Below are 14,652 nucleotides of genomic sequence, written 5' to 3'. Positions count from 1 at the left end.
TATAAATCAGTAGATTAGATAAGTTAAAGTTTAAAAATAAAACAACCGAATTATTAAATTTTTAAAAGTGCTTGCACCTGATGTGAAATGCTGTAGAATGCACATCCATCGGCGGTGATGCAGATAAAAACTTGTTGAGAAACAAGGATTTGGCTTAAGGGTTAAATTTTTGGGTTTGAGAATAAGTTTTGAAAATATCTAAATTACCTGTTGACTTTAAAGAAATTTAGAGTAATATAGCCGACCTAGCTTGATGATGACGAATCATCGAGAAGATCATTAAGAGAATAGAAGAACAACTTGTGTGGATTTTTACTGATTGATCGATCGAAAATATTTCATTGATTGAATGGTAGAAATTTCTCGAAGTTTATTTGAGCGAATTTTTAGTCAGAAAATTGATGAGCCAAGATTTGTAGCCATAAGCTACTAATGATTTTAAACTGAAGAGTTTGATCATGGCTCAGATTGAACGCTGGCGGCAGGCTTAACACATGCAAGTCGAGCGGAGTGATGGTGCTTGCACTATCACTTAGCGGCGGACGGGTGAGTAATGCTTAGGAATCTGCCATTTAGTGGGGGACAACATTCCGAAAGGAATGCTAATACCGCATACGTCCTACGGGAGAAAGCAGGGGATCTTCGGACCTTGCGCTAAATGATGAGCCTAAGTCGGATTAGCTAGTTGGTGGGGTAAAGGCCTACCAAGGCGACGATCTGTAGCGGGTCTGAGAGGATGATCCGCCACACTGGGACTGAGACACGGCCCAGACTCCTACGGGAGGCAGCAGTGGGGAATATTGGACAATGGGCGGAAGCCTGATCCAGCCATGCCGCGTGTGTGAAGAAGGCCTTTTGGTTGTAAAGCACTTTAAGCGAGGAGGAGGCTCTCCTAGTTAATACCTAGGAAGAGTGGACGTTACTCGCAGAATAAGCACCGGCTAACTCTGTGCCAGCAGCCGCGGTAATACAGAGGGTGCGAGCGTTAATCGGATTTACTGGGCGTAAAGCGTGCGTAGGCGGCTGATTAAGTCGGATGTGAAATCCCTGAGCTTAACTTAGGAATTGCATTCGATACTGGTCAGCTAGAGTATGGGAGAGGATGGTAGAATTCCAGGTGTAGCGGTGAAATGCGTAGAGATCTGGAGGAATACCGATGGCGAAGGCAGCCATCTGGCCTAATACTGACGCTGAGGTACGAAAGCATGGGGAGCAAACAGGATTAGATACCCTGGTAGTCCATGCCGTAAACGATGTCTACTAGCCGTTGGGGCCTTTGAGGCTTTAGTGGCGCAGCTAACGCGATAAGTAGACCGCCTGGGGAGTACGGTCGCAAGACTAAAACTCAAATGAATTGACGGGGGCCCGCACAAGCGGTGGAGCATGTGGTTTAATTCGATGCAACGCGAAGAACCTTACCTGGCCTTGACATACTAGAAACTTTCCAGAGATGGATTGGTGCCTTCGGGAATCTAGATACAGGTGCTGCATGGCTGTCGTCAGCTCGTGTCGTGAGATGTTGGGTTAAGTCCCGCAACGAGCGCAACCCTTTTCCTTATTTGCCAGCGAGTAATGTCGGGAACTTTAAGGATACTGCCAGTGACAAACTGGAGGAAGGCGGGGACGACGTCAAGTCATCATGGCCCTTACGGCCAGGGCTACACACGTGCTACAATGGTCGGTACAAAGGGTTGCTACCTAGCGATAGGATGCTAATCTCAAAAAGCCGATCGTAGTCCGGATTGGAGTCTGCAACTCGACTCCATGAAGTCGGAATCGCTAGTAATCGCGGATCAGAATGCCGCGGTGAATACGTTCCCGGGCCTTGTACACACCGCCCGTCACACCATGGGAGTTTGTTGCACCAGAAGTAGGTAGTCTAACCGCAAGGAGGACGCTTACCACGGTGTGGCCGATGACTGGGGTGAAGTCGTAACAAGGTAGCCGTAGGGGAACCTGCGGCTGGATCACCTCCTTAACGAAAGATTGACGATCGGTAAGAATCCACAACAAGTTGTTCTTCGAAGATGTATCTGAGGGTCTGTAGCTCAGTTGGTTAGAGCACACGCTTGATAAGCGTGGGGTCACAAGTTCAAGTCTTGTCAGACCCACCAAATCTGATTGCAGTAGCTTAGATTGAAAGATATGTCGTTCATTAAATGATAAGCTGGGGACTTAGCTTAGTTGGTAGAGCGCCTGCTTTGCACGCAGGAGGTCAGGAGTTCGACTCTCCTAGTCTCCACCATACATTACAAAGTGATGTAAAACGAAAGTTGAATTCCAAGATAGCTTATAGAATTTAGTAAGTAGATAGCTTATTAAGTTCTGTGATTTATCACAGTTTACTACACACCGACGAGGTGGTAGTTAATCATTAACAGATTAGAAAATTGAGTCTGAAATAAATTGTTCAAACTCGATTAATTTGACACTAACGGTAATACGTAAGTATTGCAGTTGGATGAAGAATTAATCTGAGAACTAGCAAATTAACTGAATCAAGCGTTTTGGTATATGAATTAGATTGAAGCTGTACGGTGATTAAATTCACAGGACAACAGATGGTAGCAATTAAGTTTGCAACGATAACACTCACTTGTATGTGTTAACGACTGTTTGGGGTTGTATAGTCAAGTAATTAAGTGCATGTGGTGGATGCCTTGGCAGTCAGAGGCGATGAAAGACGTAATAGCCTGCGATAAGCTCCGGGGAGGCGGCAAATATCCTTTGATCCGGAGATTTCTGAATGGGGGAACCCACCCGCTATAAGGCGGGTATCATAAGCTGAATACATAGGCTTATGAAGCGAACGAGGGGAAGTGAAACATCTCAGTACCCTTAGGAAAAGAAATCAATTGAGATTCCCTTAGTAGCGGCGAGCGAACGGGGAGCAGCCCATTAAGTTGTGTGTGTTCTAGTGGAACGCTCTGGGAAGTGCGAACGTAGAGGGTGATATTCCCGTACACGAAAGGGCACACACAATGATGACGAGTAGGGCGAGGCACGTGAAACCTTGTCTGAATATGGGGGGACCATCCTCCAAGGCTAAATACTCCTGACTGACCGATAGTGAACCAGTACCGTGAGGGAAAGGCGAAAAGAACCCCTGTGAGGGGAGTGAAATAGATCCTGAAACCGCATGCATACAAGCAGTGGGAGCCGACTTGTTCGGTGACTGCGTACCTTTTGTATAATGGGTCAGCGACTTATATTCAGTAGCGAGGTTAACCGAATAGGGGAGCCGTAGAGAAATCGAGTCTTAATAGGGCGTTTAGTTGCTGGGTATAGACCCGAAACCAGGCGATCTATCCATGAGCAGGTTGAAGGTTGGGTAACACTAACTGGAGGACCGAACCCACTGTCGTTGAAAAGCCAGGGGATGACTTGTGGATAGGGGTGAAAGGCTAATCAAGCCTGGTGATAGCTGGTTCTCCCCGAAAGCTATTTAGGTAGCGCCTCGGACGAATACCATTGGGGGTAGAGCACTGTTTCGGCTAGGGGGTCATCCCGACTTACCAAACCGATGCAAACTCCGAATACCAATGAGTACTATCCGGGAGACAGACTGCGGGTGCTAACGTCCGTAGTCAAGAGGAAAACAATCCAGACCGCCAGCTAAGGCCCCAAAATCATAGTTAAGTGGGAAACGATGTGGGAAGGCATAGACAGCTAGGAGGTTGGCTTAGAAGCAGCCACCCTTTAAAGAAAGCGTAATAGCTCACTAGTCGAGTCGGCCTGCGCGGAAGATGTAACGGGGCTAAAACTATGTGCCGAAGCTGCGGATTTACGCATTAGCGTAAGTGGTAGGGGAGCGTTCTGTAAGCCGATGAAGGTGTATTGAGAAGTATGCTGGAGGTATCAGAAGTGCGAATGCTGACGTGAGTAACGACAAAACGGGTGAAAAACCCGTTCGCTGAAAGACCAAGGGTTCCAGTCCAACGTTAATCGGGGCTGGGTGAGTCGACCCCTAAGGCGAGGCCGAGAGGCGTAGTCGATGGGAAATTGGTTAATATTCCAATACTTCTGTGTAATGCGATGAGAGGACGGAGAAGGTTAAGTCAGCCTGGCGTTGGTTGTCCAGGTGGAAGGCAGTAGGCATGCATCTTAGGCAAATCCGGGGTGCTCTATGCTGAGAGCTGATAGCAAGCTGTACTTGTACAGTGAAGTGGCTGATACCATGCTTCCAGGAAAAGTCTCTAAGCTTCAGTTACACAGGAATCGTACCCGAAACCGACACAGGTGGTCAGGTCGAGTAGACCAAAGCGCTTGAGAGAACTCTGCTGAAGGAACTAGGCAAAATGGTACCGTAACTTCGGGAGAAGGTACGCTGCTGACGGTGATGGGACTTGCTCCCTGAGCTATTGGCAGCCACAGAAACCAGGCCGCTGCAACTGTTTATTAAAAACATAGCACTCTGCAAACACGAAAGTGGACGTATAGGGTGTGATGCCTGCCCGGTGCTGGAAGGTTAATTGATGGGGTTAGCGTAAGCGAAGCTCTTGATCGAAGCCCCAGTAAACGGCGGCCGTAACTATAACGGTCCTAAGGTAGCGAAATTCCTTGTCGGGTAAGTTCCGACCTGCACGAATGGCATAATGATGGCGGCGCTGTCTCCAGCAGAGGCTCAGTGAAATCGAATTCGCCGTGAAGATGCGGTGTACCCGCGGCTAGACGGAAAGACCCCGTGAACCTTTACTGCAGCTTGACATTGAACTTTGACCTTACTTGTGTAGGATAGGTGGGAGGCTTTGAAGTTGGAACGCTAGTTCCAATGGAGCCGTCCTTGAAATACCACCCTGGTAATGTTGAGGTTCTAACTCTGCCCCGTAATCCGGGGCGAGGACCATGTCTGGTGGGTAGTTTGACTGGGGCGGTCTCCTCCTAAAGAGTAACGGAGGAGTACGAAGGTGCGCTCAGCGTGGTCGGAAATCACGCGTAGAGTATAAAGGCAAAAGCGCGCTTAACTGCGAGACCCACAAGTCGAGCAGGTACGAAAGTAGGTCTTAGTGATCCGGTGGTTCTGTATGGAAGGGCCATCGCTCAACGGATAAAAGGTACTCTGGGGATAACAGGCTGATACCGCCCAAGAGTTCATATCGACGGCGGTGTTTGGCACCTCGATGTCGGCTCATCTCATCCTGGGGCTGAAGCAGGTCCCAAGGGTATGGCTGTTCGCCATTTAAAGAGGTACGCGAGCTGGGTTTAGAACGTCGTGAGACAGTTCGGTCCCTATCTACCGTGGGCGCTGGAAATTTGAGAGGATCTGCTCCTAGTACGAGAGGACCAGAGTGGACGAACCTCTGGTGTACCGGTTGTGACGCCAGTCGCATCGCCGGGTAGCTATGTTCGGAAGGGATAACCGCTGAAAGCATCTAAGCGGGAAGCCTACCTCAAGATAAGATTTCCCTAGGAATTTATTCCTCTAAAGAGCCGTTCGAGACTAGGACGTTGATAGGTTGGGTGTGGAAGCACGGTGACGTGTGAAGCTGACCAATACTAATTGCTCGTGAGGCTTGACTATACAACACCCAAGCAGTTGTATGTAAAGCTGATAATCGATTCATAAAAGATCAGTTAAACCTGATCTTGAACAAAGAACTTGATTTAGTGATTGCTAAGCAATAAACTTCGACTCAATAATCTAATCCGTTAATAACTCTTTGGACCGTAAGTAAGGCATACGATGAATACATCGTGAATAAGACCCGAAAGCACCACAACAGTTTGCTGGCGACAATAGCAAGAGTGAACCACCTGATCCCTTCCCGAACTCAGAAGTGAAACCTCTTAGCGCTGATGGTAGTGTGGCACTTGCCATGTGAGAGTAAGTCATCGCCAGCTTTTAAATTAGAAACACCCCAATCTCGTGAGAGGTTGGGGTGTTTTTTATTGCGGGGAATTTTATATCTCAACTTATTTTAATTAGATCTGACTAAAAATACTTCATACTCCTCCATCTCTTGCTTAAGATATAAACAATTTGAATCGAGCATCAGTTCATGCAGTTTAAAATTATCGCCGCTCAAGATTTGGATAGACTACAGCGACAACAGATTGCTGAGTTATGTTTTACAGCTTTTGATGAAGATCCTTGGAGTCAGTATGCCTTCATGCAAACAGCTTCTCATTTAATCTGTATATTGGATGAAAAGATTGTATCGCACGCTCTATGGACGGATCGAATGTTCATTGTTAATGACAATATCAGTGTAAAAACTGCCTATATTGAATATGTGACGACTGATCAAATGATGCGGGGGAAGGGGCTAGCATCACAGTTATTAAGATATTTAATCGATGCTTTAACTAATTTGGGTTATGAACTTGCTGCACTCCAGCCCGAAGATGATGCATTTTATAAAAAACTAGGCTGGATTTCTTGGTCGGGGGATTTATATATCAAACAAAATAGCTCTGCTTATCTGACAGATGAACATGAAATTCTGTTGTATCCATTGAGTGCTAAGCTGAAAGAATTACTATCACATCATACAGCTGATGATGCTATTTGCGCGGATTGGCGAGAGGGTGAGCTTTGGTAGTAATCACTGTATAGCGTACTAATATTGAAAAAATTATTTTAATTTAAAGACCGTATAAAGATAAGAATAGCTTGGTATTTCACCTTGCTAAGTTATAACTTTTCATAAATCTTACGTTTTCTGCTTTCCTCCTTGGCTGACAAGCCTATAATGATTGAGAATCATTCCAAATCTAATAAGGAAATAACATGTCAACCGATCAGCAATTTCCAACACCTGCAAACCTCGGTATCGCAGTTTATTCAAATAATGCCGAAGCGATTGGTAACACACCTTTAGTCCGGATCAATCGCCTTATCAAAACGGGTGCAACGGTACTGGCAAAAGTGGAAAGCCGTAACCCTGCATTCTCAGTGAAATGTCGTATTGGTGCAGCGTTGATTGCAGATGCGGAAAAACGTGGTGTACTTAAAACAGGTATGCATATTGTTGAGCCAACCAGTGGTAATACAGGCATTGCCTTGGCATTTGTCGCAGCAGCAAAAGGTTATCCAATTACCTTAACCATGCCTGCAAGTATGAGTTTAGAGCGTAGAAAAGTATTAAAAGCATTAGGTGCAGATCTGGTTCTGACTGACCCAGCGAAAGGCATGAAAGGTGCGGTAGATGAAGCCGTTCGTTTGGCTACTGAAAATCCAGAACAATACTTCTTACCACAACAATTTGAAAATCCAGCCAATCCACAAATTCATACAGACACCACTGGTCCTGAAATTTGGCAGGCAACCAATGGTCAAGTGGATATCTTAGTTGCTGGTGTAGGAACTGGCGGTACCATTACGGGTATTTCACGTTATTTTGAGCAAGTTCAAAATAAACCATTGTATTCAGTTGCGGTTGAACCTGCAGAATCACCAATCATCACGCAAACCAAGCACGGTGAAAGCATTACACCTGCACCGCATAAAATTCAGGGTATTGGTGCGAATTTTATTCCAAAAAACCTGGACTTAGATCTAGTCGATGAAGTGCTGCCAGTGAATAGCGCAGATGCAATTGAGTGGGCAAGAAAATGTGCAACTCAAGAAGGGATTTTAGTCGGCATTTCAAGTGGTGCAGCATTAGCGGCAGCAGCCAAAATTGCTGAACGTCCTGAAAATGCAGGCAAAACTATTGTGGTGATCTTACCTGATAGTGGTGAACGTTATTTATCTTCAGTTTTATTTGAAGGTTTGTTTGACGAAGCTTAATTTCGTGATTCAACCAATAAAAAAAACCATGCTTGAACAGCATGGTTTTTTTATTATTTAACTATTTTTAAAGTGCTTTTTTCAAGTTTTTTTCGTGATGTTTAACCGAGCGTGCATATTTCTTGGCTTTATGGCGCGTCCAGAAACTGCGTTCATAGCCAGTTGGTCCGACATTATAATAGGCCACGGCTTTAGACCAACTGCCAGCAGATCTATAGTAAGTCGAGAGCACATGTGCACCACAGTTAATATTGACATTCTCATCATAGAGATTGCCCGGACAAGACTGACGCCAATGGCTGGAAATAATCTGGGTTAAACCGATTGCACCCGTTGGCGAGCGCGCTGAGCTGTTGTAATTCGATTCTTGACGGATCAGGGCCGCAAGTAGAGTCGGTGATACATCATAATGCTCGGCACTTTGGATAATCATCGGCGATAAGCGATTGGCTGTAGTCGGAGAAACCGAATAGGCATTTTGTAAGCCTGATGAAAGTTGATTCGAGCGATTGGCAAAGGACCCGCTTAAACTGCTACATGCAGATAAACTGATTGCAAGCACAACAAGGCTGATCTTTAAAATGATTGAGGCAAACGGTTTAAAAGCCATATGTTGATCAGAAGAAGTCGATGTGAAGTGCAAAACCAGAACCCGATACCAAACAGAAGTATAAGGATGGTATGCACTCAGTTTAGGCGAGTCAATAGTAGTTATTTTACGGTAATGAATGGGGCAGAGAGGATCATAAAAAAGCCCCGACATCCTGTCGAAGCTTTTTCATATTCGGTTTCCTGCCGCCAACTTCTGTAAATGACTACATTCTGTATTTTTTGTTTGTTTGAATGAGATATCCTGTCTCTCTATGAGTTATAGATTAGTGAATCTAGCCCATTATGTACATTCGGCAATCCCCGCAGTTGTTTTAGGTTTTAAAGAGCTTCTTTTAAACTTTGTTCATGGCGTTTGACTGAGCTGGCATAGCGTTCAGCTTGCTGACGCATATAGGGACTTCTTCTGTAACCTGTGGGGCCAACATTGTAATAGCCGAGGGCTTTTGACCAATCGCCTGTCGATTGATAGTAGTTCGCTAAGATATAAGCACCACAATTGATGTTGACGTGTTCATCATATAAATCTCCAGGGCAGAACTGTTGCCAAAATTTTGGGCGTACTTGGGTTAAACCCACGGCATCTGCTGAAGATCGTGCACGGGTTCTATAGCTAGACTCTTGACGAATCAGCGCGGCTAATAAATGTGGTGAAATATTGTGACGCTCAGCTGTTTGCAGAATGATGGGAGCGACCCGATTTGCGGTTGTTGGTGCTACTGAAAAAGCATTTTGAATACCAGAAGACAATTTCTGGGAGTGATTTACCGTAGGTGCCTTGGTTGTCGTACATGCGACAGTGAAGTAAGTACTTAAAAAATGAGACTCAATTTGGCAAAAGCAATGTGAAAGCGAGAAAAAGAAAATTTTTTGTAAATTATCATCGTAGAAAAAGTTTGACCGTCATCTATAAAACATGCGGATGGTAGGGAGCAAGCCGATAGGAGTCAATGTAATCTATAGGGGTAAATCGTTTAGTTTTAGATATTAAGCCGAATAAAAAAGCCCCGACATCCTGTCGAGGCTTTCTCATATTTGGTTTCTTGCCGCCAACTCCTGTCAACGACCACATCCTGTGCTTATTATTATTCTGAATGAGACATCCTGTCTCTCTATGCTTGATATATTAGCGAATCTATCTCATTCGGTATATTCGCCAATCACCACAGTCACTGTAGGCTTTTACTTACAGAGTGAAAATTAGCGTTTCTTTAGAATCCAGCCGACCAACCTTTGTGCAATTGGTGCGCAGACCAATACGCTAGGAAAGGCAAACATCCACGCCACGATCCATGCTGACATCCACATGGCAAAGAAATTATCGATAAAACCGACTGCTTTTAATGTGGTGATGCCAGAGATTATACAAGACATCATGCAGGATAAAATCAATGGAAATAAAAGACTTGCTGCTTTCACGTGATCATCACTCCTTGATATGCACTTAAGCTCAATGCAAAATTTTGTCCAAATAACTGAGCGGTTTTGATATCGCCAAAATCAAAAGCATCTGCCGCACTGGCATGTTCAGCTTGTGCCATAAGGCCAGACCATGACCCGAGACGATTGGCCGCTTGCGTATAAGGAACACCTTGATGTTGCTCAGGTAAAATAGGATTACCGACCCATATCATACCGTGTTGCATCGAAAAGGTGAAAAGTGAAATCAGGGTAGATTGCTTATCGCCTGCAGGCAGTGAGGAAACTGTAAATCCTGCAGCTAACTTTCCTTTAAATGCTTGTTTTTTCCATAAAGGTCCTGTGGCATCCATCAACAGTTTCAATGTGCCTGACACACCACCCAAATAGGTTGGTGAACCCCAAATCAGTCCATCATAGTGACAGAGTAATTCAGGTTGTGACATTAGCTGCTCAGCGGTGAATAAATCAATTTTAATCTGTCCAACTTGTGCGGCACCGAGTTGAATCTGTTGGGCAATAAATTGGGTATGGCCCTGACGGCTATGATAAATAATAGCAATGGATTTCATGGTTGAACTCCTCAGTGAAACCGTGCAAGCAATTGAGCGCTGAGATATAAACCGCAGCCAAAAATAGTGTGATTGATCAGACTTCGTAGGCAGTTGCGCAAAGGTTGTGCTGTTTTAGCTGAAGCAATGCCTGCTCCCATGGCGGGTTGCATGATGAAAAAGGGAATAAGCACTGTAATCACCCCGAAAATAAAGGCAGAGCTGAATTGAGGGTGTCGTAACCATACACCTCCTACAATCAGGACAAAGCTGAAGGCAAAGAGGATGCCGACACTGTAATGTGCCAGCCAACCCAAGGCATATTCCCTTTGAATGGCAGGGCTTTGCGCAATCGATGCATGGATGAACTTGCCCCGAAATATCCAACCGACCCAACGGCCCAGTAAGGCAAAATTTAAGCTCGGGAGGTGGAGTCTTTTTAACAGCAGTAGCCATATATCCATGATTATTGTGGCTCCTACGCCTAGGCATAGGATTTGAAATAATAGTTCCGCAGTTTCCATTTTTTCACCTTGATCTTTTTTGCATAAAACGCGATAAATATAGTGTGCAAGTTCAAGTCAACTTGAAGTCAAGGGGTATTTATGGATATTGGAGAAGTGGCTAAACGGGCCAATGTGACCACCTCAACCTTACGCTTTTATGAGGAAAAGGGCTTAATTAGATCGATTGGTCGTCATGGATTACGCCGACAGTATGGCAAACAAGTCTTGGATCAATTGGCATTGATTGCTTTGGGGCGGGCGGCAGGTTTTTCCCTCAATGAAATTGCGCATATGTTTGGGGAGAGTGGTCAGCCCGAATTGGACCGAACCATGCTCAATGAGAAAGCAGAGCAGTTGGAACAAATGACCCGACGTTTGCACTTTATCAGCGAAGGGCTGAGACATGCGGCGGTATGCCCCGCAGAAAATCATATGCAATGCCCAACCTTTCAAAATTTTTTAAAAGCTGCGATTGCAGGAGAGTATCAACCGATCAAGCTTTAGCAACATGGAGTCAAGAGGAGTTGGCATGATTGATAGCGTAAAGCCATGAGTGACATTGTCATCTTTTCGCCATAAAGATTTCATTTTATTGCAGTAAAAACGTCATCAAAGCTTGTTTTAATTTGCGTAAATTTTTACCAAATGTATAAAACCATGAACAAGAAAACTTTATTGGCCTTATTCTGCTGTAGTGCTTTGGGTTTAACGGCTTGTAATAATGATGACAATAATCAAGATCAGAATACATCGACAGACAAAGTCACAGAACCCACTCTGATTTCTTTCGCCAAGCTTCCTGTCGCAACTTATGCTGCGGGACCAGATTCAGGTAAAGCGGTGAGTGGGGCCAATGGCATCTATCCACCTTTTAAAGGACAACCTGTACAGGGCTTTTCTGCTGCCTTAAAAAATGAGGATGGCACTTATATGGCCATGGCCGATAACGGTTTTGGCACACAGGATAATTCAGCTGATTTCTTATTACGCATTTATAAAATCAAAGCTGATTTTAAAACCAAGAGCAAAGGTTCGGGGCAGGTTTCTGTACAAAGTTTCATTCAATTACGTGATCCCAATAAGCGGATTCCTTTTGAGATTGTAAATGGCAATACCGCAGAACGTTTATTGACAGGGGCGGATTTTGATCCTGAATCGATGCAACGTGCGCCAGATGGTACTTATTGGATTGGTGATGAATTTGGCCCATTCTTACTACATTTCTCAGCCGATGGTGTGTTACTCGATGCACCGATTGCTTTGCCCAATCCATTTAATCCGAGCCAAGAATTACGCTCTCCGCAAAACCAGCTGAATAAAACCAATATCAATTATGTGGAGCCATTGGTGGGGCGCAGTAGTGGTTTTGAAGGCATGGCAATTTCACCTGATGGCAAATACCTGTATCCGCTACTGGAAAAGCCATTGCTGAATGACTCGACAGGTAGGCTGCTGATCTCCCAGTTTGATCTTCAGAAGAAAGCCTATACGGGTGTTTATTATTGGTTTGTACTGGATAGTAAAGCCACCAATATTGGTGACTTCCAGCTGTTTAATGACAAAGAGGGCATCATTATTGAGCGCGATGTGAGTCAAAATAATCTCGGTGGCCATAAGAAACTGATTCGAATTAAATTCAATGAGCCGAAGCAGGTGGTGGCACGCGAAGACTTGGTCGACTTAATGAAAATTGCCAATCCAAATGGGCTGTATGGTACAGCGCGTGAAGGAGATATTGGTACAGGCAAGCTGTTTGCCTTTCCATTTGAAACCATTGAAGATGTGATTATTGAAAATGGCACCACTTTGACGGTATTGAATGACAATAATTTCCCTGGTTCATCAGGACGCAATGCCAAACTCGCCGATGATAATGAAATAATTCAGATCCGTTTGCCTAAAGCATTATTTTAAACATTTGATAAAAATGGCCGAAATGATCATTCCGCATTTCGGTCGAAGGCGTATACTGATCGGGCATAAGGAGTCCTCATGTCTGAATCAGTGCTGCGCCCAACCCATATTGAATATGGTTCGAAATCGTTTACTGCGATTTTATGGTCATTGTTCTTTGCTGGTTTCGCGTCATTTTCCTCGTTGTACTGTGTACAGCCGATGATGCCGATCTTTGCAGAATTCTTTCATGTCACTCCGACCCACAGTAGTTTTCCGCTCTCTTTTTCCACCATTGCACTGGCTATTGGCCTGTTGTTCACTGGCTTTATTTCCGATCGATTCGGGCGTAAACCCATCATGGTGTTTGCCTTATTTCTGGTCTCGATTTTATTACTGATTAGTGCTTCTTTTCCAATCTGGGAAATCTTTCTAAGTACCCGTGTTTTGATTGGTCTAGCTGTTAGCGGTGTTGCTGCGGTAGCGATGACTTATATCGGAGAGGAGATTGCGCAGAAGGATATCGGTTTTGCCATGGGGCTGTATATCTCAGGTACCGCGATTGGCGGAATGGGTGGACGTCTGATTGCAGGGGTTCTGGTTGATTTTATTTCTTGGCAATCGGCAACTTATATTATTGGTTTTCTGAATTTTGTGATTGCCTGCTTATTCTATCTGCTATTACCTAAGTCACAGTATTTCAAACCGTTTCCATTCCGATTTTCACGTTTTAAAGCAGCGTTTGAGCAAAATTTAAAAGACCCAAAACTACGCATTTTATTTGCCCAAGGTTTTATCTTGATGGGCTGTTTGGTGACTGTATTTAACTATATCAGTTACCACTTATTAGAAGCCCCGTTTCATCTATCGCAAACATGGATTGGTCTGATTTCAATTGCTTATCTGGCAGGGATTTATAGTTCACCCAAAGCCGCGCAATGGGGCTTTAAATATGGGCGCGATAAAGTGTTGCCAGTTTTACTGGTCATGATGATCATCGGTCTATTGATTACCTTGATTCCATCGCTTTGGACCATCTTACTGGGTCTCATAATTTTTACCTTTTCATTTTTTGCGGCACATTCGACGGCCAGCAGTTGGGTTTCTGTTCAAGCTGTTCAGTATCGAGCAGTCGCGTCTTCACTCTATTTATTCTGCTATTACATCGGCTCAAGTTTGCTTGGCAGTAGTGGTGGGTTGGTCTGGGAGAACTATGGCTGGACGGGAATAAATCTTATGGTGGTTGTGGTCTTAGTGATCGGTTTTATGCTCGCGATACGCTTAATGAAGAATGAAAATAAAACGACAAATAAAGTCGCATAAACTTGATAAAAGTTCTGAAGATTTAGTAACTTAAATAAGCACCTATTTGGGTGTAGAGATAATATTAAAATTGGGGAAAATAATATGGAATTACATAGTCGCGTTTATTATAAACATCCTGATTCAACAATCATGGGGCAATTAGAAGTTTTATTTACCACACATCATGGAGATGAAGAAAAGTTCATTCAGACAGCTTTACTAATTAATCCGCAAGCAGATGAGATTACTCAAGAGCTGGTTGATTTGATCGATTCGATTGAACATGATCTTACACCAGAGACACTGCACTATGTTGATGGGTTTGCTGTGCTAGATTTTACCCATGGCTCAAATGGTGATGAAAACATTGAAAATATTTTATTATTCTTAAAAAGAGTATTACCTGATATTCATGCACAAGCTTGGGGCTGTGGTGATGATGATCCTTGGGAGTTTTGGTTCAAATTTAATGGCGATGAGCTTATCCGTGAAGATGATGAACCTTTTAATGATCCTGATGAAGATGAAGAAATTAAAGCTTCTATTTATATATGGTGGCATCAAGATTTACCTTCTGAAATTAAAGAAGGTTTCTTGAACGAAAAAGAATAATTATCATCATCTTATGACGCTGTTT

At 44.1% G+C, this 14,652-nt stretch carries 10 protein-coding genes, 2 tRNA genes, 3 rRNA genes and 1 pseudogene; 11 read left to right on the top strand and 5 right to left on the bottom strand.

What is annotated here, in order from left to right; translation table 11 throughout:
- The first annotated feature begins 440 nt into the window (after nucleotides 1-440).
- From FPL17_RS13175 to cysK, 7 genes are all read left to right on the top strand, one after another.
- Nucleotides 441-1,978, top strand: a 16S ribosomal RNA gene (locus FPL17_RS13175).
- A 59-nt stretch (nucleotides 1,979-2,037) separates the two neighbouring features.
- Nucleotides 2,038-2,114, top strand: a tRNA-Ile gene (locus tag FPL17_RS13170).
- Between the two features lie 55 nt (nucleotides 2,115-2,169).
- Nucleotides 2,170-2,245 (top strand) — tRNA-Ala (locus FPL17_RS13165).
- A 383-nt stretch (nucleotides 2,246-2,628) separates the two neighbouring features.
- A 23S ribosomal RNA gene (locus FPL17_RS13160) occupies nucleotides 2,629-5,521 on the top strand.
- A gap of 205 nt (nucleotides 5,522-5,726) precedes the next feature.
- Nucleotides 5,727-5,841, top strand: a 5S ribosomal RNA gene (gene rrf / locus FPL17_RS13155).
- The 16S, 23S and 5S rRNA genes sit together here with 2 tRNA genes alongside, the layout of an rRNA operon.
- Before the next feature lie 158 nt (nucleotides 5,842-5,999).
- Complete coding sequence (locus tag FPL17_RS13150; RefSeq protein ID WP_151716582.1) at nucleotides 6,000-6,542, top strand: GNAT family N-acetyltransferase; 543 nt, start codon at nucleotides 6,000-6,002, stop codon at nucleotides 6,540-6,542.
- A gap of 188 nt (nucleotides 6,543-6,730) precedes the next feature.
- Nucleotides 6,731-7,732: a cysteine synthase A gene (cysK, locus tag FPL17_RS13145; protein ID WP_159885459.1), complete on the top strand. Its 1,002-nt coding sequence runs from the start codon at nucleotides 6,731-6,733 to the stop codon at nucleotides 7,730-7,732.
- Nucleotides 7,733-7,799: 67 nt separating this feature from the next.
- Here cysK and FPL17_RS13140 read toward each other — a convergent pair whose 3' ends face one another.
- From FPL17_RS13140 to FPL17_RS13120, 5 genes and pseudogenes are all read right to left on the bottom strand, one after another.
- Complete coding sequence (locus FPL17_RS13140) at nucleotides 7,800-8,342, bottom strand: lytic transglycosylase domain-containing protein (RefSeq protein WP_159886868.1); 543 nt, start codon at nucleotides 8,340-8,342, stop codon at nucleotides 7,800-7,802.
- 320 nt (nucleotides 8,343-8,662) lie between these two features.
- Nucleotides 8,663-9,225: pseudogene (locus FPL17_RS13135) on the bottom strand (lytic transglycosylase domain-containing protein).
- Between the two features lie 316 nt (nucleotides 9,226-9,541).
- Nucleotides 9,542-9,760, bottom strand: a complete 219-nt coding sequence (locus FPL17_RS13130; protein WP_005191653.1) for a DUF2798 domain-containing protein — start codon at nucleotides 9,758-9,760, stop codon at nucleotides 9,542-9,544.
- Nucleotides 9,757-10,332 carry a flavodoxin family protein gene (locus FPL17_RS13125; protein WP_159885457.1) on the bottom strand — a complete coding sequence of 192 codons (576 nt, stop codon included), beginning with the start codon at nucleotides 10,330-10,332 and terminating at the stop codon, nucleotides 9,757-9,759. Before FPL17_RS13125 ends, FPL17_RS13130 begins: the two co-directional genes overlap by 4 nt.
- 11 nt (nucleotides 10,333-10,343) lie before the next feature.
- On the bottom strand, nucleotides 10,344-10,835 hold the full coding sequence (locus FPL17_RS13120) for a DUF2938 domain-containing protein (protein ID WP_151716586.1): 492 nt from the start codon (nucleotides 10,833-10,835) through the stop codon (nucleotides 10,344-10,346).
- An 81-nt stretch (nucleotides 10,836-10,916) separates the two neighbouring features.
- Between FPL17_RS13120 and FPL17_RS13115 the strand changes: the two genes are divergently transcribed.
- The 4 genes from FPL17_RS13115 (at nucleotide 10,917) to FPL17_RS13100 (ending at nucleotide 14,627) form a co-directional block, all read left to right on the top strand.
- Nucleotides 10,917-11,321, top strand: a complete 405-nt coding sequence (locus FPL17_RS13115; protein ID WP_078197417.1) for a helix-turn-helix domain-containing protein — start codon at nucleotides 10,917-10,919, stop codon at nucleotides 11,319-11,321.
- 153 nt (nucleotides 11,322-11,474) lie between these two features.
- Nucleotides 11,475-12,731: an esterase-like activity of phytase family protein gene (locus FPL17_RS13110; protein WP_167515368.1), complete on the top strand. Its 1,257-nt coding sequence runs from the start codon at nucleotides 11,475-11,477 to the stop codon at nucleotides 12,729-12,731.
- A 78-nt stretch (nucleotides 12,732-12,809) separates the two neighbouring features.
- On the top strand, nucleotides 12,810-14,033 hold the full coding sequence (locus FPL17_RS13105) for an MFS transporter (RefSeq protein ID WP_159885453.1): 1,224 nt from the start codon (nucleotides 12,810-12,812) through the stop codon (nucleotides 14,031-14,033).
- A gap of 84 nt (nucleotides 14,034-14,117) precedes the next feature.
- Nucleotides 14,118-14,627, top strand: a complete 510-nt coding sequence (locus FPL17_RS13100) for a hypothetical protein (protein WP_005191670.1) — start codon at nucleotides 14,118-14,120, stop codon at nucleotides 14,625-14,627.
- Nucleotides 14,628-14,652: the final 25 nt, after the last annotated feature.

The sequence above is a fragment of the Acinetobacter dispersus genome (assembly GCF_009884975.1).
Classification (GTDB): Bacteria; Pseudomonadota; Gammaproteobacteria; order Pseudomonadales; family Moraxellaceae; genus Acinetobacter; species Acinetobacter dispersus.
This window is presented reverse-complemented; position numbering and strand designations above follow the sequence as displayed.